Annotated in this window: 16 protein-coding genes; 11 read left to right on the top strand and 5 right to left on the bottom strand. The window is 43.9% G+C overall.

Translation table 11 applies throughout. The features are described from left to right. From BN3282_RS02420 to smpB, 4 genes are all read left to right on the top strand, one after another. Complete coding sequence (locus BN3282_RS02420; RefSeq protein ID WP_162858205.1) at positions 1 to 1,842, top strand: IdeS/Mac family cysteine endopeptidase; 1,842 nt, start codon at positions 1 to 3, stop codon at positions 1,840 to 1,842. 87 nt (positions 1,843 to 1,929) lie between these two features. Then, the gene (gene secG, locus BN3282_RS02425) at positions 1,930 to 2,172 is read left to right on the top strand and encodes a preprotein translocase subunit SecG (protein WP_059066538.1); all 243 of its coding nucleotides are present in this window, start codon (positions 1,930 to 1,932) and stop codon (positions 2,170 to 2,172) included. A 76-nt stretch (positions 2,173 to 2,248) separates the two neighbouring features. After that, positions 2,249 to 4,417, top strand: coding sequence for a ribonuclease R (rnr, locus tag BN3282_RS02430; RefSeq protein ID WP_059066539.1), 2,169 nt, complete (start codon positions 2,249 to 2,251; stop codon positions 4,415 to 4,417). Then, positions 4,417 to 4,893 carry an SsrA-binding protein SmpB gene (smpB, locus tag BN3282_RS02435; RefSeq protein ID WP_059066540.1) on the top strand — a complete coding sequence of 159 codons (477 nt, stop codon included), beginning with the start codon at positions 4,417 to 4,419 and terminating at the stop codon, positions 4,891 to 4,893. Before rnr ends, smpB begins: the two co-directional genes overlap by 1 nt. Positions 4,894 to 4,934: 41 nt before the next feature. Here the strand turns inward: smpB and BN3282_RS02440 are convergent, their stop codons facing one another. The 4 genes from BN3282_RS02440 to BN3282_RS02455 all read right to left on the bottom strand — a co-directional run bounded on the left by BN3282_RS02440 (position 4,935) and on the right by BN3282_RS02455 (position 10,040). Further along, positions 4,935 to 5,534, bottom strand: a complete 600-nt coding sequence (locus BN3282_RS02440) for an HAD family hydrolase (RefSeq protein WP_059066541.1) — start codon at positions 5,532 to 5,534, stop codon at positions 4,935 to 4,937. Positions 5,535 to 5,719: 185 nt separating this feature from the next. Next, positions 5,720 to 7,333 (bottom strand): mannitol dehydrogenase family protein, encoded by a 1,614-nt coding sequence (locus tag BN3282_RS02445; RefSeq protein WP_059066542.1) that lies wholly within the window; start codon positions 7,331 to 7,333, stop codon positions 5,720 to 5,722. A 2-nt stretch (positions 7,334 to 7,335) separates the two neighbouring features. Then, positions 7,336 to 8,403 carry a mannonate dehydratase gene (uxuA, locus tag BN3282_RS02450; protein WP_059066543.1) on the bottom strand — a complete coding sequence of 356 codons (1,068 nt, stop codon included), beginning with the start codon at positions 8,401 to 8,403 and terminating at the stop codon, positions 7,336 to 7,338. A 155-nt stretch (positions 8,404 to 8,558) separates the two neighbouring features. Then, entirely contained in the window at positions 8,559 to 10,040 is a 1,482-nt protein-coding gene (locus BN3282_RS02455) for a UxaA family hydrolase (RefSeq protein ID WP_059066544.1), read from the bottom strand. A gap of 287 nt (positions 10,041 to 10,327) precedes the next feature. Between BN3282_RS02455 and BN3282_RS02460 the strand changes: the two genes are divergently transcribed. From BN3282_RS02460 to uxaC, 6 genes are all read left to right on the top strand, one after another. Then, complete coding sequence (locus tag BN3282_RS02460) at positions 10,328 to 11,329, top strand: LacI family DNA-binding transcriptional regulator (RefSeq protein WP_059066545.1); 1,002 nt, start codon at positions 10,328 to 10,330, stop codon at positions 11,327 to 11,329. Between the two features lie 35 nt (positions 11,330 to 11,364). Next, entirely contained in the window at positions 11,365 to 11,721 is a 357-nt protein-coding gene (locus BN3282_RS02465; RefSeq protein ID WP_059066546.1) for a VOC family protein, read from the top strand. Between the two features lie 17 nt (positions 11,722 to 11,738). Continuing rightward, a complete protein-coding gene (locus tag BN3282_RS02470; RefSeq protein WP_059066547.1) occupies positions 11,739 to 12,782 on the top strand; it encodes a TRAP transporter substrate-binding protein in 1,044 nt (347 codons plus the stop codon). A gap of 1 nt (position 12,783) precedes the next feature. Next, complete coding sequence (locus BN3282_RS02475; protein ID WP_059066548.1) at positions 12,784 to 13,284, top strand: TRAP transporter small permease; 501 nt, start codon at positions 12,784 to 12,786, stop codon at positions 13,282 to 13,284. A 17-nt stretch (positions 13,285 to 13,301) separates the two neighbouring features. Further along, positions 13,302 to 14,609: a TRAP transporter large permease gene (locus BN3282_RS02480; RefSeq protein WP_059066549.1), complete on the top strand. Its 1,308-nt coding sequence runs from the start codon at positions 13,302 to 13,304 to the stop codon at positions 14,607 to 14,609. Positions 14,610 to 14,677: 68 nt separating this feature from the next. Next, entirely contained in the window at positions 14,678 to 16,096 is a 1,419-nt protein-coding gene (gene uxaC, locus BN3282_RS02485; RefSeq protein WP_059066550.1) for a glucuronate isomerase, read from the top strand. A gap of 233 nt (positions 16,097 to 16,329) precedes the next feature. Here uxaC and BN3282_RS02490 read toward each other — a convergent pair whose 3' ends face one another. Beyond that, positions 16,330 to 17,562, bottom strand: a complete 1,233-nt coding sequence (locus BN3282_RS02490; RefSeq protein WP_059066551.1) for a PucR family transcriptional regulator — start codon at positions 17,560 to 17,562, stop codon at positions 16,330 to 16,332. 145 nt (positions 17,563 to 17,707) lie between these two features. On the opposite strand from BN3282_RS02490, the gene BN3282_RS02495 reads away from it, so the two are divergent. Beyond that, the gene (locus BN3282_RS02495; RefSeq protein WP_059066552.1) at positions 17,708 to 19,645 is read left to right on the top strand and encodes an oxidoreductase; all 1,938 of its coding nucleotides are present in this window, start codon (positions 17,708 to 17,710) and stop codon (positions 19,643 to 19,645) included. Positions 19,646 to 19,667 lie beyond the last annotated feature (22 nt).

Genomic DNA, 19,667 nt, shown 5'->3' on the forward strand with positions numbered 1-19,667 from the left:
GTGAAGAATATACAAAAAGTGTGTATGATTACTTGTATGGTCAGTGTGTTCTCCTTTTTTTGCGGTTCTCTTGGCAGCTATGCAATGGATGCCGCGGGGACAGACAGAGTGGGACAGGTGACAGAATATATAGATGAAGGCGGAGAGAAACGAACTATTTACTGGGCAGATCATATTACGCCCCCGAAGATGGGAGGCGGCGACAGTGAATTTCAAAAACATGAATATGAGCAGGGCGGTACTAGATATGTAGAATATATAGCTCCCTATACGGCCGGAAATGGGTGGTATGATGTAAATAAGACGCCGGATCAGACCCAGGATGCCAATCTGTGTTTTTCTGCCGCTGCTGCTAATACACTTCACTGGTGGCTGGATCAGAATACGACATATATAGACCGGTATCTGGCAGCATATCCGGAAGCGCCGAAGGCAGAGGAAATACGGGAACTGAAGGGGCAGACTCCGGGACAGCATGACAGTAAGATATATGCGCGGTTTGTAGAACAGTTTGCAAACAGGACGACAGGAAACTGGCCGGATATCCTGCAGGATCAGTTTATCAACGGATACCCGCCGAAGGAAAACGGCGGTACAAATGATCCAGAGTATGACGGGAAAAAACTTATGGAAACAGGGCCGGACAAGCGGGGCGGATTTTTCTATCCTGTATTCGGACCTGATATTTTGACACAGCGCCGTTTCTACGATTTTACAGGGAATTATCAAAGTATCTCTGCAGACATGAAGCAGTTTTTTGAGCAGGGACAGATCGTTACCCTGACATATAAATTATGGGAAAGCGCTCATGTTGTTACAGTATGGGGCGCGGAATATGATTCTGCCGGCAATCTCAGCGGCGTATATTTTTCAGACTCAGACGATATGGATGAATATGGCATGCATCGATACCGTGTGGTGAATAAGAAGGGACAGGCATATGTCACAACCGATATGTCGGATGACGGGGGCGGAAGTCCGATCACCTGTCTTACAACTCTTTCGACAGGAACCAGGTATTGGGAGAAGGTGTTAACTCCGACAGAACTTGAACTTGTATGGGGAGATACGCAGTTTGTGTATAATGGCAGTCCTCAGATACCGACGCTTACTGCAGGAAATATTGCTGACGGAGATGATGCATGGCTTTCGGTAAAGGGAGAAGGCGTAGAAGTGGGGACATATTCCGCCAGTGCGATGTTAAGTGGAAATGATGCCGGTAAATACAGTCTGCCGGCTGAAGACGCCGGGGTATCTTTTGTGATTACACAGTCAGGAACTGTATTTGAGGGAGGGGTGAAGGCCTATCTCGGTACGAAAGAAACAACGGATGTACAGTATGGAGATACGATCACGATAAAGGTATCTCCAAGAGCGACGGGAAACGCACCGGATTCATCAGAGCCGCCGAGTGTTTCGGTAAAACCGACCAATGGACAAGTAACATTTTTCGCAGGCGGTCAAAAGCTGAACGAGGCGGTAAATACAGATGAAAATGGTGTATATACGCTGACGTATGATACGAAAAAAGGCGCGCTTAAAGCAGGTGCCAATCAGCTGACAGTAAAATTTCATGATGACAAAAATATGGCAGATCACGAGGAAAAACTTACGATCTTTGTGAAAGCGGCAGAGCATATTCCAGGTGGGGAAGAACCACCTGCGCAGGAAGGAAATGGGGAAAAGGCGCCTGTATATGGAGAAAACGGGGAAAAGGCAGACCGTGCAGATAGGGCTGTAAAAACAGGCGATGATACGTCTGGTCTTATATGGATGTTTATATCTGCAGGGGCGGCGGCTGTTGTATATGGTCTGTATGTGCGAAATAGAAAAAAGGCATAGGCAGCTGCACACTCTACTGAAAAGGTGGTTGCAAATTATGGATAACTGTGATAAACTAATTTTGGTTTATCCACAGGAGGTGTAAGGATGGATATATTAAAAATTATTTTGACGATAATATTTGTTATAGATTGTATTGCATTATCAGCAATTATTCTTTTGCAGGAAGGGAAATCAGCTGGTTTGGGAACGATCAGCGGAGCTGCAGATTCATATTGGGGGCAGAATAAAGGACGCTCTATGGAAGGTGCGCTTGTAAAGTCTACGAAGTTTCTTGCGGTGTTGTTTTTGGTGCTGGCTTTGGTTTTGAACCTGGGAGTATTTAACTAAGAAGATGAAATGACAAAACACTCTATACGGATGCTATAGGGTGTTTTTTCTATATGTATTACGGAAAGGTGGATATATGGAGCAGACATTTGAAAAGCGCAAGAAGGTGATCTACAGTTTTATCTGTGACGATCTTTATGTGCCTATGAAGATAAAAGAGATGGCTGTTATCCTGCAGGTTCCGAAAGAACAGCGGCAGGAATTAAAAGAGGTGCTGGACGCCTTGGTGGAGGAAGGGAAGATCTCTGTCTCTAAAAAAGGGAAATATACAAAGGGAGGGGCAAAGCGTCTGACCGGTATATTTCAGGCAAATGCCAGAGGGTTTGGCTTTGTGATACAGGAGAATGATACAGAAGATATTTTTATTTCCGAAGAAAATACAGGAGGGGCTTTCCAGGGAGACGAGGTGGAGTGTATCATTTTGAAATCTCCGGAAGGACGCCGCAAAGAAGGGAAGATCGTAAAGATACTTTCTCATGGAACGGTGAAGATCGTAGGATTATATGAGAAGAACAAAAATTTTGGTTTTGTGCGCCCGGACGATCAACGTGTCATGACAGATATTTATATTCCGGCGGGGAAAGAGATGGGCGCCATGACGGGGCATAAGGTCGTTGTGGAAATGATTTCCTATGGCGGAGAGAATCTGAAGCCGGAAGGAAAGATCGTGGAGATCCTCGGGCACGTCAATGATCCGGGGACGGATATTATGTCTATTGTAAAGGGGTATGACCTTCCTGTGGAATTTCCTGAGAAAGTTTTAAATCAGGCGGTGCGGGTCGGCAAGGAGGTAAGTGAGGCAGACAGAGAGGGAAGGCTGGATCTGCGCAGCTGGCAGATGGTGACGATCGACGGAGAGGACGCAAAGGATTTAGATGACGCGGTATCTTTGACATGCGAAGGCGAATACTACCATCTGGGAGTCCATATAGCAGATGTCTCGAATTATGTTCAAGAGAAAAGCGCTCTGGACAGAGAGGCTTTAAAACGGGGGACGAGCGTATATCTGGCAGATAGGGTGATCCCCATGCTGCCACATAAGCTCTCCAATGGTATCTGCTCCCTAAATGCAGGGGAAGATCGTCTTGCTTTGTCCTGTCTTATGACGATCGATCAAAAAGGAGAAGTGGTGGACCATCAGATTGCGGAAACGGTCATCCGTGTGGATGAGAGGATGACTTATACGGCGGTGGCAGCGATACTGGATGATAAGGCGGATATATCAGAAAAAATGCAGTATACGGAAAGATATGCTGACTTGGTTCCTTTATTTCAGCGGATGGCGCAGCTCTCGGCGATTTTGAGAAAACGACGTCATAAGAGAGGTTCCATTGATTTTGATTTTCCAGAGACAAAAATCGTCCTGGATCAAAACGGAGTTCCACAGGATATCCAGCCATATGAACGTAATGTGGCGACAAAGATCATCGAAGATTTTATGCTCCTTGCCAATGAGACGGTGGCGGAGGAATATTTCTGGAGAGAACAGCCATTCCTTTACCGGACTCACGAAGCGCCGGATGAAGAGAAGATAAAAAGGTTAAGCACTTTTATCAATAATTTTGGCTATCATATCCATATGGGCAATGAAGTGCATGCAAAAGAAATACAAAAGCTTCTCGGAAAGATCGAAGGAACACCGGAGGAGGCGCTCATTAGCAGGCTTGCGCTGCGTTCTATGAAACGGGCGAAATATACGCCGGAAAATACGGGACATTTTGGGTTGGCGGCCAAGTATTATACACATTTTACCTCCCCTATCCGCAGGTATCCGGATCTGCAGATACACCGGATCATAAAGGAAAATATCCGGGGCAGGATGACACCGGAAAGAATGGAACACTATGAGAAGCTCCTGCCGCAGGTATCCATGCAGGCAAGCGAACGGGAGAGGCGTGCCGAAGAAGCAGAACGGGAGACAGTGAAGCTGAAAAAAGTGGAATATATGAAACGGCATATCGGCGAAGAATATGAAGGGGTGATCTCCGGCATTACAAAATGGGGCGCTTATGTAGAACTTTCGAATACAGTGGAAGGACTTGTGCACGTGGTGAATATGCAGGACGATCACTATGAATACAGAGAAGAACAGTACGATCTGATCGGAACACACACGCGGCATGTGTACAAATTAGGGCAGACGGTACGGGTACGGGTTATTGGCGCTGATAAACTACAGCGGACCGTGGACTTTGTATTTGTCGGCGAAGAACAGAAATACGATGACGGAAATGAGGAGGAGTAATGGCAAAGACAGAAGGCAGATTGATCGACAACAATAAAAAAGCATATCATGAGTATTTTATTTTAGAGAAATATGAGGCGGGGATCGTCCTGCATGGGACAGAGGTAAAATCTCTGCGCATGGGAAAGTGCAGCATCAAGGAGGCATTTATCCGGATCGAAGAAGGCGAAATGTATATCTATGGTATGCACATCAGTCCTTATGAGAAAGGAAATATCTTTAATAAAGATCCGCTGCGTATCAGAAAACTTCTGCTGCACAGAAAAGAAATCGACAAAATCTATGGGAAAATGAGAGAAAAGGGGATTACGGTCGTTCCCCTTAGAGTGTACTTCTCTGATAGTCTGGTCAAGGTGGAGATCGGTCTTGCAAAGGGGAAAAAACTCTATGACAAAAGAGAAGATATTGCGAAAAAAGACCAGAGAAGAGAAGCACAGAGAGAATTTAAGAAGGGGTTGTCAGGCAGTAGCTTTTGAGGCAAAAGGGCTGCTGCCTTGTCTGGACAGGCAAGAGGCGGTCAGCAGCCTTTTGCCAGTTCTATTTTTATGGCATCTATGTCGCCGGTAAATACAAACCCGTCCATACCAAGTTCTCTGCCGGTCTGGATATTGATCGCGGTATCGTCGATAAAGAAGCAGTCTGCCGGTTTTAGATGAAAAGCCTGAAAGAGATAGCGGTAGATAGAAGGAGCAGGCTTTGCCATTTTAAGAGGCCCGGAAAATACGATTCCATCGAACAGCTGTAAGATCTCAAAGGTATCCGGCGCTTCTTGGGCAAACTTAGTGGGAGCATTGGAAAGAAGATAGATACCTACATTTTTGCTCTTGAGTTCCCTGATAAAATCCCATGTGGCAGGGATCGGGCGGACATATTGCACCCAGTCTGCAAAAAAAGCGCGCCCGGTTTCTTTGAGTCTGTCCGGAAGAAGCTCTATACAAGAGCGGGCATTTTCTTCATAGTCTATCATTCCTGCATCCAGAGCACCCCAATTTTTGAAAATAACACAAGAGAGCAGATCGAAATCTTCTGCAGATCTGCAGAATGGTTTCAGGATAGAAGCAGTCTGAAAAGTTCCGATCACATTTCCAAAATCAAAGATGATATTTTTATAGCGCATAGGTACCTCCTTTATATACTCATGTGGCACTTATGGAGGCGCATCCGCCTGCAAGATATGTGCTGTGGGAGCCAGGTGAGTATACGTTTATTTTATTATATCGAAGAACAGGCAAAGATACAAATTAAAATGGGAAGGCTTTCGTTTGTCGAAAGTCCTTCCCATTATGATATATGTCTGGAAATTTATGCGGTATATTTTTCCAATGTCTGACGTACAGCGCCTGTTGAGCGTGTCATTTCTTTAAAATATTTGCAGACCAGTTCTGCCATATCGACAGCATACAGATCGACACCGAAGATTTTTGCGTTTTCTAATACAGGCTTCAACACTGTTTCTGCGTCAAAATCACTTCCCAATTTGATGTCTGCAACATATGGGCAGACAGTATCTAGAAGTGGATCCGGACTCAGATCGAAAGCTTCTCCGCTGTCGTTTACTGCCATGAGATAGCGCAGCCATCCGGCAAATACGAGCGGGATCAATTTCAGATCTGCGGTATCAAGTTCGGGTGATGCAGCGTATGCTTTGATCGTCTCGCCGAAACGAATCGCAAGTTTTTGTGAGGTATCTGTAGCGATACGCTGTGGAGTATCCGGCATGAATGGATTGGGAATACGGACATTGAGTACGGTATCAATGAAGTCTCTTGGATCCAGAATGCCAGGGTTTACAACAACAGGCAGTCCCTCTTTATAGCCGATTCCTTCTACCAATTTCTTTAAAGTTTCGTCTTTCATTTCTTTAGAGATCAAGTCATATCCCAGCAGACATCCAAATACGGCGAGTGCGGTATGAAGCGGATTTAAGCAGGTGCAGACTTTCATCTTTTCCACCTTGTCTACTGTTTCACGTGCAGTGAACATAAGCCCGCCTTTTTCCAGCGCAGGTCTGCCATTTGGGAAAGCATCTTCAATGACGAGATATTCACATTCTTCCGCATTGACAAAAGGAGCAATGTACGTATTTTTTCCGGTGATAACAGGGTCTAATTCTTCCACTCCGTCCTTTTGGAGAATGGCTTCTACAGAAGGATCCGGGCGTGGTGTGATCTTGTCGATCATAGACCAAGGGAAGGATACTTTCTGTGGATTTTTGATATACTCTGCAAAAGTAGCGTCAACAAGCTTGTTTTCTACCCATTTGTCTGCAAATGTGCTTACTGCGTCATATAATTTTGTACCATTATGGGAGCAGTTATCCATGCTTACCATAGCAATAGGTTTCTGCCCTGCCAGAAAACGAGCATAAAGGAGAGAAGTTACTTTTCCGATATAACTTGCCGGTTTTTCAGGACCATTTTCCATGTCCGCTTTTACATCTGGCAAAATAACGCCCTTGCCGTTTACGAGGCTGTATCCTTTTTCTGTGATGGTAAAGCTTGCCATCTGAAGAGAATCGGTCTCAAAAATTTCCTTGAGACGCGCAAATGAAACGGTGTTGTCAGAGTCAAGAGCCAGGGATTCTACAACGCTTCCGACAACGGTTTTTTCTACATTTCCATCTGCTTTTAATGTGACGAGGATACTGTAGCTGTCGTGTGGAAGATTCATCTTTTCGATGATCTCATAATCGTATCCTTCTGCTACGATCAGACCGGTATCGAGAATACCTTCATTTAAGAGATTCTGTACTACATTTGCCTGGAAGGCACGGAAGATATTGCCGGCGCCGAAGTGGATCCAGCGAGGGTTTTTCTTTGTGTTTTCTGTGACGGCTGTTCTGTCAAATTTGGGAAGAGCATAGCCTTTTTCTTCCCATTCTTTGCGGTTTGCAAGACCTGCTTCATTTAATTTCATGATTATCTTGCTCCTTTCTGGATTGCTTCCCAGAGTCCGTTTAAATACGTAGCCCCAAGTGCTCTGTCATAGAGACCATAACCTGGCATTGCAACTTCTCCCCAGATCATACGGCCGTGATCCGGACGAACTGGACCGTCAAAGCCGATTTCATAAAGCGCTTTCATGATCTCGTACATATCAAAGGTCCCATCTGTAGAGAGATGTGCGGCTTCTTCAAAGTCGGTCGGAGAGTTGAACTTTAAGTTTCTTACGTGTGCAAAGTGGATTCTTCCTTTTAAGGAACGGATCATATCCGGCAGATCGTTTTCCAGATTTGTGCCGTAAGAACCGGAACAGAAGGTTACACCGTTGTGTGGGTTGTCTACCATCTTCATCATGCGCAGGATATTTGCTTTGTTGATGATGATACGTGGGAGTCCGAATACGCTCCATGCCGGATCGTCGGGATGGATCGCCATGTTGATATTGTATTTGTCACAAGTCGGCATAATACGTTCCAGGAAGTATTTCAGATTTTCAAACAGCTTTTCATCATCAATATCTTTATACATTTCGAATAATTCTTTGATATGCGCCATACGTTCCGGCTCCCATCCAGGCATGACTGTTCCGTTGGTGTCAGCCGCTATGGAATGGAACATATCTTCTGGATCGATCGCATCTACTGCTTCCTGTGTATAGGCAAGTACAGTAGAACCATCCGGTCTTACGCGGGCAAGTTCAGTACGTGTCCAGTCAAATACAGGCATAAAGTTATAACATACTAGATGGATATCCTCTTGTGCCAGATTTTCTAATGTCTGGATATAATTATCAATGTATTTGTCTCTGTCAGCAGAGCCCACTTTGATCGCATCGTGTATATTTACACTCTCGATACCTGAAATGTGAAGGCCGGAAGCTTCTACTTCTGCTTTCAGTTCATGGATGCGCTCACGGCTCCATACTTCTCCTGGCGCTGTATCATATAGAGTTGTGATGACTCCAGTCACTCCAGGGATCTGGCGGATCTGCTGCAAGGTTACAGTATCAAATTTGCTTCCATACCATCTCAATGTCATTTCCATAGTAAAATACCATCCTTCCTTAGCCAATCTCAATAAAATTGGGGTTCATTTATTTCTATGTCTTTATTATATCCCATTTGCAGAAAAATCAAATTGATGAGATTGCGGGAGATATTGTAAAAGTTGCGGTATTACAATAAAGTAAAGACAGATTTTTATAAGGTGACTCCTTGTTTGAAGATCGCCATATCATGGAAACCGGCTTTCTCTGATTTTACTTGTTCACCGGAAGCGACAGAAACTACATAATCAAAAAATTTATCTCGTAGTTCAGGAAGTGTATCTCCCTCAACAAGAGTTCCACAGTTAAAATCAATCCAGTTGTTCTTTTTTTCGAAAAGTGTATTGTTTGTAGAAATCTTTATTGTCGGTACAGGAGAAGCAAAAGGAGTTCCTCTTCCAGTTGTGAACAGGACAATATGTGCGCCTGAGGCTGCCAGCGCGGTGGCTGCGACCAGATCGTTTCCTGGAGCACTTAACAGATTCAAGCCCTTGACTTTAACAGGCTCGCCATAAGAAAGAACGCCTGTTACGGCAGCGGTACCTGATTTTTGCGTGCAGCCCATAGACTTGTCTTCCAATGTAGAAATCCCACCCTTTTTATTACCGGGAGAGGGATTTTCGTAAATTGTCTGGTTATGCCGCTTGAAATATTCTTTGAAGTCGTTGATCAGATCCACGGTTTGTTCAAACAACTGTTCATCTGCACAACGATTCATCAACTGGGTCTCGGCGCCAAACATCTCCGGAACCTCGGTCAGAATAGTAGTCCCTCCTTTAGAAATCAACAGGTCGGAAAAGGCACCGACTGTCGGATTGGCTGTAATACCGGACAGACCATCAGAGCCGCCGCATTTCATGCCGATGATCAACTCGCTGCAGCTGATCGGTTCGCGGTGAAAGCTGCCTGCGTATTCTGCAAGCTCGGATAAAAGTTTTAAGGCATCCTCGATCTCATTATCGGACTCTTGACAGACGAGAAATTTTACACGATTTGGATCATATTCCCCAATATATTCTTTTAATATGTCAATATTACTGTTTTCACAGCCAAGACCAAGGACAAGTACTCCGCCTGCATTAGGATGATTGATCAGATTGGCAAGAATCTGCCGGGTGTGTTCCTGGTCATCCCCCATCTGGGAGCATCCATACGGATGTGGAAAAGCGGCAACTGCTTCAACAGAACCCTGGATAAGATCCTGTGCTTTGTGTTCTATAGAGGTGGCAACATTATTTACACATCCTACAGTAGGGATGATCCAAAGTTCGTTGCGAACCCCGACTTTTCCATCAGCGCGGCGAAAACCCTGGAAGAAACGTTCTTCGGTAGGACGAATGTCTGTATCCTGTTTGTTATAAGTATACGTCAATAAATCTCCCAGTCCGGTGCGGATATTCTGGATATGGATCCAACTGCCCACAGCGATGTCTTCTTTGGCAAAACCGATCGGGTATCCATATTTGATGATCTGCTCATCTTTTTTGATGTTGGTGAGAGCAAATTTGTGACCTTGCGGGATGTCTTCTTTTAAGTTAAAAGAGAACGAATCAAAGTTTATAGGGGTTCCAGCTGACAAAGGAGTGAGCGCAACTGCAACATTATCCTTGAGATTGATTTGTAAATATGTTTTCATAACGGCTTCCTTTCGTATTATTTATAGCTGCATAATGTAAGTGCTTACATTTAAGCTACACCATTTTAAAACATACGTCAAGATAAAAACAAAGATGCGGGGAATAATACGAAAAAAATAGCAGAATAGATAAAAATATAAGAATGATTTTGGGAGATTTATATGAAAAAAGGCATTGTAAATCAAGAGATTATTCTATATAATGAAAGAAAATGTAAGCGGTTTCGCAAATGAGAAAAGCGAAAATATCAATAAGAAGTTATGGCAAGAGCAAGGCGGAGGTACCAGTGAACATTTATGATATAGCAAAAATAGCAGGTGTTTCTATTGCAACGGTTTCCAGAGTGGTAAATGACAGCCCGAGAGTTAGTGAAAAGACAAAACACAGAGTAAGAGCGGTGATGGAAGAATATCATTATACTCCGAATGTGTTTGCGAGAGGACTGGGACTGAACTCTATGCAGACGATCGGGATCATTTGTCCGGATGTGGCAGATTCCTATATGGCGTCAGCAGTAGCGTTTTTGGAGAGAAGACTTCGTGAATACGGTTATGACTGTATTTTATATGCCAGCAGTTATAAGCAGAAAAAGAAGGAACAGGCGATCGAATTAATATTAAAAAAAAGGATAGATGCCCTTGTCATGGTTGGGTCGATCTATGCCGGAGGTGAGGAGGACGCCTCTGTCCAATATATCAGAAAGGCAGCAGAAAAGGTGCCGGTATTTTTGATTAACGGACAGTTGAAAGGGGAAAATATATATAGTGTATATAGTGAGGACTGCCAGGCGACTTTTGCTGCCGCCTCTCAGCTGATAGAAGCAGGCAGAAAGAAAATTTTGTTTCTTACAGATTCCCATTCCTACAGTGCTAAGAGAAAGATGGAAGGATATGAGACGGCGCTTAGGAGCCATGGACTGCCTGTGAGAGGAGAATTGAAATTATATGTGCAGAATCAGATACATTATGTGAGGGATATCCTTCTTTCCAGACGGGATCTGGAATTTGACAGTGTACTTGCTACGGATGACGGACTTGCAGTAGGCGCTGTGAAATATGCCCATGCAAAAAAAATGAAGATGCCGGAAGAACTTTCGGTCATCGGATACAATAATTCAGAGCTTTCAGTCTGTTGTGAACCAGAGTTGACGACTATAGATAATACCGGAGAACGACTTTGTAATATTACGATCGATAATATGATGCGGCTTCTGTGCGGGCAGGAAGATATACCGGCAGAGGTTCCGGTTGCGTGTCATCTGGTGAAACGGTGTACAACAGACTTTTAGCAATTATAGAACTTATAAAAGAGGAGGAAATAAAAATGAACAAATTAGAAGAATTAGGATTTGAACTGCGTCACATTGGGATCAATTGTGCGGATGAAGGAGAGGCGTGCAAGGTAGCGGGCAGATTTGATGAGATTTTCGGATTTGCAAAAAAAGTGGGAAATAGCTCTGTATTTGCCGGAACAGCAGTGGAAGCGATGAAGAAGCCTTATCTTGGAGAAAAAGGGCACATTGCGATCGGAACTACAGATATAGAGAAGGCAGTTGCTTACTTGGAAGAACAAGGTGTAGAGATAGATATGGAGACTGCGAAGTATAAAAACGAAAAACTGACAGCTGTATATATCAAAGAAGAAATAGGCGGATTTGCGGTACATCTGGTACAGAAATGATACGAAAGGAGGAAAAAATGAGGGCGATCAAGAGAATGATATCAGCAGGACTCTGTGCAGCGCTGCTTTTGGGCACGGCGGGGTGCGCATCTTCATCAGGAGGGACAGCTTTCACGGATGGAAAGAGAATTATCCGCATTTCCCACGGACAGTCGGAGACGCATCCGGAGCATATTGGTCTGCTTGCGTTCAAAGAATATGTAGAGGAAAACCTCGGGGATGAATATGAAGTGCAGATCTTTCCAAATGAAATTTTAGGAAGCGCGCAAAAGGCAATCGAATTGACGCAGACAGGCGCGATTGATTTTGTTGTGGCGGGAACTGCCAATCTGGAGACATTTGCGGATGTATACGAGATCTTCAGTATGCCCTATTTGTTTACCTCAGAGGAAGCATATCATGAAACAATGGAAGACACAGAGTATATGGAAAAGATATATGAATCAACGGATGATGCGGGTTTTCGTGTGCTGACATGGTATAATGCCGGAACAAGAAATTTTTATGCGACAAAACCGATCTATGAACCGGGGGATCTAAAAGGCTTGAAGATTCGTGTGCAGCAAAGTCCGGCCAGTGTTTCTATGATGCAGGCATTTGGAGCGGCAGCTTCTCCTATGAGCTTTGGTGAAGTATATACGGCGATCCAGCAGGGTGTGATCGACGGAGCAGAGAACAATGAACTGGCATTGACGAACAATAAGCACGGAGAGGTCGCAAAATATTATTCCTATAATATGCATCAGATGGTTCCAGATATGCTGATCGGAAATTTGAAATTTCTGGAAAGCTTAAGTGAAAAAGAACTGGAGATATTCCAGGAAGCGGCACGTATTTCGACAGAAGTGGAAATGGAAGAGTGGGACACACAGGCACAGGAAGCAAAAGAGTATGCCGAAAGTGAGATGGGTGTAGAATTTATCGAAGTGGATGTAGACAAATTTAAAGAGAAGGTAGAACCACTCCATGAGAAGATGCTGAAAGAAAACCCCCATATCCAGGATATTTATGATCATATCCAGGAAATCAATGCGAAGGCCGAAGCAGAGGAGGGAAAATAAAATGGAAGTGTTAAAGAAAATCCGAAAAGGACTGGATAATCTACTGACCTTTTTATGCGTATTTCTATTTGCGGTAATGGTGATCATCGGGACATATCAGATCGTGGTACGGTACTTTTTTAACAGTCCGAGTACAGTTTCCGAAGAATTACTAACCTATAGTTTTACATGGATGGCCTTATTTTCCGGGGCTCTCGTGTTTGGAAAACGTGATCATATGAGAATGGGATTTCTGGCGGATAAACTGACGGGAAAGAAGCGGATGATACTGGAAATTGTGATTGAAGTGCTGATCTTTCTTTTCACCCTGGCTGTGCTTGTGATCGGAGGCATAACCATCACAAAACTGCAGTTCGCGCAGGTAACGGCGTCCCTGGGTATTCCAATGGGGGCGGTGTATCTCGTGCTTCCGTTTAGCGGCATTGTGATTCTCATATATAATATACTGAATCTGATAGATATAGTGAAGGCAAAGGGCCAAATTTCGCGGCAGGAAGAATAAGGAGGGAGGAAAAACATATGGATATTGCAGTATTAAGCGGCTTGATCATATTGATATTACTGATTATTATGCTGATAGCGGGTGTTCCGATCGCAGTGGCGCTTGGTATATCGTCGATCTGTGCGATCCTGCCTGTCATGTCTTTCGATATCGCGGTTGTCACAGGCGCGCAGCGTATATTTTCCGGTATTTCCGTATTTTCCCTGCTTGCTATACCATTCTTTATCTTAGCAGGAAATATTATGAACAAAGGTGGGATCGCCATCCGGCTGATCAATCTTGCCAAATTATTGTGTGGACGAGCTCCTGGCGCGTTGGCGCAGACCAATGTTGTGGCGAATATGCTTTTCGGAGCTATCTCCGGTTCGGGTACAGCGGCAGCATCGGCGATGGGTTCTATTATCGGACCTGTAGAGGAAGAAGAGGGATATGACAGAAACTTTTCCGCGGCAGCGAATATCGCGACTGCGCCGACCGGACTTCTTATCCCGCCAAGCAATGTTATGATCACATTCTCCCTTGTCAGTGGAGGAACCTCTGTTGCAGCCTTGTTTATGGCGGGGTATATCCCAGGTATTTTGTGGGGACTTGCGTGTATGTTGGTGATCTTCGTGCTGGCAAAGAGAAATGGATACATCAGCACAGTGAAGATGACGGGAAAAGAAAAATTAAAAGTATTTTTACAAGCACTGCCGTGTCTGCTTTTGATCGTTATCGTGATCGGAGGGATCATAGCGGGGATCTTTACCGCGACAGAAGGGTCTGTTGTGGCGGTTGTGTATAGCCTTATACTTTCTTTGTTTTTCTATAAATCTATTAAACTAAAAGATCTGCCGAAAATTTTTAAAGACAGCGCTGAAATGACAGGGATCATTATTTTCCTGATCGGTGTATCCAGTATCATGTCATGGATCATGGCATTTACACAGATTCCGACAGCGATTTCCAGTGCTTTGCTGGGATTGACGGATAATAAATATATTATCCTGCTGATCATTAATATTTTGCTGTTGTTTGTAGGTACTTTTATGGATATGACACCGGCGTGCCTGATTTTTACGCCGATTTTTCTGCCGGTATGTACAGCGCTTGGAATGAATACAGTTCATTTCGGCATTATGATGATATTCAACTTGTGCATCGGTACGATCACACCGCCAGTTGGAACGACTCTGTTTGTCGGAGTAAAAGTCGGCAAAGTCAAGATAGAAACGGTATTCAGGCAGCTTTTGCTATATTTTGCAGCGATATTTGCCGTATTGCTGCTTGTCACGTATATTCCGCAGTTATCCTTGTGGCTGCCAAGTCTGATGGGATACGTATAAAAATATAGAAAGCACAAAATAAGGTAATATTTTAAAATCATAAGTTAAAAGACAGGAGAGATGGGATTATGAAACAATTTATGGATAAAGATTTTTTACTTCGCACAGAGACAGCAAAGGAGCTGTATCATGACTATGCGGCTAAAACACCGATCCTTGACTATCATTGCCATATTAACCCGCAGGAGATCGCGGAGGACAGAAAATTTGAAAATATCACACAGGTATGGCTTGGGGGAGATCATTATAAATGGCGTCTGATGCGTTCCAATGGTGTGGAGGAAAAATATATCACAGGCGATGCGTCTGATCGGGAAAAATTCCAAAAATGGGCGGAAACGTTGGAGCGTGGGATCGGAAATCCGCTGTATCACTGGAGCCATCTGGAATTACAAAGATATTTTGGATACTATGGTGTACTGAATGGAAAAACAGCAGAGGAGGTATGGAATCTCTGCAATGAGAAATTACAGCAAGATTCGATGAGTGTGCGGAATCTGATCAGCCAGTCAGGTGTCACTTTGTTATGTACAACAGATGATCCGGCCGATTCTCTTGAATGGCATAAAGTATTAAAGGCAGATGACAGTTTTACTGTGCAGGTACTTCCGGCATGGCGTCCGGACAAGGCAATGGGAATTGAAAAACCGACCTTTGCAGAGTACATAAAGACTCTTGGAACGGTAAGCGGCATGGAGATCGGTACATTTGCGGATATGAAAAAGGCATTGGAAAAAAGAGCAGAATTTTTCCATGAGATGGGATGCCGCGCTTCCGATCATGCACTGGAGTATGTGATGTATGTACCAGCATCAGAAGAAGAAATAGAGTCTATATTTGCGAAGAAACTTTCTGGAAGTGAACTGACAAAAGAAGAAGTGCTGAAATATAAGACGGCATTTATGCTTTTTGTGGGCGGTCTGTATCACAGGCTTGGATGGGCGATGCAGCTCCATTACGGATGCAAGAGAGACAACAATACGCCTATGTATGAAAAAATGGGGCCGGATACAGGATTTGACTGTATCAACAATTATGCACCTTCCGGTCAGATGGCTGACTTTTTGGATGCATTAAACAAAACGGGTGATCTGCCGAAGACAATCATATACAGCCTGAATCCAAACGATGATGAAGCAATCGGAACGATCCTTGGCTGTTTCCAGGACTCCAGCGCAGCTGCAAAAATACAGCAAGGCTCTGCATGGTGGTTTAATGACCATAAGGTGGGGATGACAAAACAACTGACATCCCTTGCAAATCTTGGCTGTCTGAGCAATTTTGTAGGTATGCTGACGGATTCCAGAAGTTTTCTGTCCTATGCGAGACATGAATATTTCAGAAGGATACTCTGCGATCTGTTTGGTACATGGGTAGAAAACGGAGAATATCCAAAAGATATGGAAGTACTTGGCGGTATTGTGAAAGACATCTCTTACAATAATGCAGTGAGATATTTTGGCTTTGACCTGGAAGAGGTAAAATAATATAAAACAGAAAATCCAGAAAAAGACATCCCCGTTCTCTGCTATGAACGGCGGATGTCTTTTTTTTGTGGCGCGCCAGGCGGCGCACATTTCTAATGGATAAAAGTCCATGTTCCAAAAGATTCGATGGAGAAAGTATAACCCCAATCCTGTTCGGCGGCAGAAATACCCAAAGAAACAAACGGAAAGTTTGAGAGAAAAGTAAATAAAATAAGTATTCACCTCCTGCCGATTTAGATTTTACGATTGTACCAGCGGATCAGTTTGGATGAAAGATAAAAATCAAATAAAAAATTAGGAGCGTATATATCCCCGGCAATTTCTTTGATCTTTTGTAAATGAAGACGCACTGTATTTCTGTGTACATAGAGAGCTTCTGCTGTCTGATTGATATTTCCCCATTTTTCTATAAATGTCTCCAAGGTATGCGCATATTCTGTATTGTGTTCTTTATCAAATGCCCGCAGGAGACTGTAACCACGACTGAGCAGACCCTCGTCACAATACTGGGCAGGAATTCGATTTAAGACGTGGCTCAGGAAATCATCATCATACTGAAAAAGCTGATATTCTCCGGGATTATGCACTTGTGCGATCGTGGCAGATTCTAAGGCAAGGGTATAATGGTAGGGGAGTGCGGTAAGTGTATGGAAATATCTGCCTGCGCCTGCCTGCAGCCGATTATGTTTTAATATAGAATTAAGTTGGCGGTATGCGAGAGCAAAATCAGCCTCTTTTCGGGCATTGAGCAAAACGATCAGATTCCCAGAATATTCTGTGACTGTGCAGATCGGCAGTGTGTTCATGATATCCCGCTTTAAATATTTTTGAAAGTAAGAACTTGTATCAGAAGGATGGAACAGGATGACGATAATGGAAAAAAGAGACAGCGGCTTCCATTTTGCGGATAATAGACGATCTTCTAAAATAGAGGGCTCCCTAAGGTTTTGGTGCAGGAGATCCTGGATGATATTTGCTTTAATGCTGTCATTTTCTTCATAGATCAGCGGACTCTGCTGCAAAAGGATGGAAAGGATCTGGCAAAGAGTATCTAAAAGGAACTTGGTCTCTTCTGTAATCTTGCTGGTCAACTGATAGATACCAATATAAGCGATCGTCTTATCCTTTGCCTCTATACGTTGTATCAGGCGGGGAATATCCTTTCCTACACTGAAATTGATCCATGTAGAGCCAGAGGCGGTATGGACTGCCGAAGTGACGCCGGTACTTTTAAAATTGTCGATAGAATCAGCGCTGCAATATCCATATTTGGAACAAAATTGCCAAATTGGATCGGGATTTTCTACACCGGTAGTATTGATCAGTGAAATAACTTTATAACCGGCTGTAGTCAAAATGATCGGGTTGTGAAAAAGTTCTCCGGCCGTATGCAAAACTGTTTCCAGACCGTAAGGAAGGCACTCATATAATGCGAGGCGTTCTTTTACATTTTGTTCGAGATTCAATAGACTTCCTCCTTCTGTATGAAGTGTGCATAATGCACTATAAATTATATATATTATGGCATTAAGCACATAGGATAGTCAACTTAAATACTGTAAAATAAAAAATAGAATACACGCAGCAAAATGAAAAGGAGGGAACAGGATAATGAATAACAATTATTCACATTTGCTTTCAAGAGGGCAGATCGGAAAGCTAAAATTAAAGAACCGTATGGTAATGGCTCCAATGGGAACTTTTTCAGAGAACCGTGACGGTTATCCATCTAAGGCGCAGATCGAGTATTATGCAGAACGTGCAAAAGGCGGTTTGGGGATGATCATTACAGAAGTACAGTATGTAACGAACAAGACAGATCCCTGGATCGATTACATTATGACAGCGGGTACGGATGAACAGATGAAAGGCTGGGCGCTTTTGACAGAAGCGATCCATGCGCATGATTGTAAGGTATGTATTCAGTTGGGATGCGGGCTGGGGAGAAACGCATTTCCATTTTCGTCGGATCAGATGGTCTCCGCGTCCGCGGTTCCGTCATTTTATTTTCCAGATCAGTTGTGCCGTCCGTTTACTATTGAAGAAATCAAAGATATTATCGAAAAATTCCGCCTTGCCGGGCGGCATGCGGTCATAGCTGAGGCAGACGCGATTGAGATACACGCACACAGCGGTTATATTCTGGATCAGTTTATGACACCGGCATGGAATAAAAGAACAGATGAATATGGCGGAAGCTTTGAAAATCGTATGAGATTGGTGAGAGAAATTTATGAAGTGCTGCGTGAGGAAGTGGGACCGGATTTCCCGATCCTGCTCAGAATGGGTGCCTACCATGACTTTGAGGGAGGCCGTACGCTGGAAGAAAGTATAGAGATCGCCAAATATCTGGAAGATCTGGGCATCGATGCTCTGGATGTAGACTTGGGCTGCTACGAGAGAAAACAATGGATCGTTCCGTCTATCTATGCAGGGGATAGTTGTATGGCAGAGGCTGCGTCCCGCATAAAGGAAGCGGTACATATCCCGGTTTTGAATGCAGGCAACCATACGCCGGAAACAGCAGAACAGTTAATAAAAGAAGGTAAAATAGATTTTGCTATGTTTGGAAGACAGGTAGTGGCAGATCCATATATGCCGGAAAAATTGCGCTGGAATGAAAGAGAAGACGTAAGACCTTGTATTTTGTGCAATGAAGTCTGTGTACGTCGGTTATATGAAAATAGAGTCATTTCCTGCGCGGTGAATCCGCAGGCAGTATTTGAAGCAAATTATCCTCTGACACCGGCTGCGCATACTCGAAAAGTGGCTGTTATCGGCGGAGGTCCCGGAGGAATGGAAGCAGCACGTGTGGCTGCTGTCAGAGGACATGAGGTGACTTTGTATGAAAAATCGGGAGAGTTGGGCGGACAGCTGTTGGCAGCGTATACACCGCCGTTTAAGTCCAGGCTTAGAGAGTTTGTAAAATGGCAGAAATTACAACTTGAGAAAGTAGGCGTACAGGTTTGTCTACATACAGAGATCACGGAAGAATCTGAAGAATTAAAAGAGGCAGATCAGATCATTGTGGCAGTTGGAGCAACAGCGATTTGTCCGCCAATCCCGGGTATAGACGCAGAAAATGTAGTGGACGTACTAGATGCGCATACACAGCCGGAACGAATAAAAGGCGAGACTATATTGGTAGCCGGCGGAGGACTTTCTGGTTGTGATTATGCTTTGGAAATGGCTATGCAGGGCAGAAAAGTTATGATCGTTGAGATGAAAGAGGAGATTGCACAGGATGCATTGCTGGATAATCGAAATCCATTGCTGTTTAAACTGGAAGATTATGGTGTGAAAATGTATACAAATTGTAAGATAACGCAGATCACACCGGAAGGGATCCATGCTGTATACAATGGAGAAGAAACAGAAATCAAGGCAGATACTATTGTAACAGCATTTGGCATGAAAAGCCGTCTGGAATTAGCAGATAAGATTGCGGATAAATATCCCAATACGTCGATCGTTGGAGACTGTGGCAAGATCGGACAGGTGGCGCAGGCAGTCCGCGGAGGCTTCTTTGCCGGATGGGCAGTCAGATAGGAGCAGAATAAAAAACGGGAGC

It is taken from the genome of Mediterraneibacter massiliensis (assembly GCF_001487105.1).
Classification (GTDB): domain Bacteria; phylum Bacillota; class Clostridia; order Lachnospirales; family Lachnospiraceae; genus Mediterraneibacter; species Mediterraneibacter massiliensis.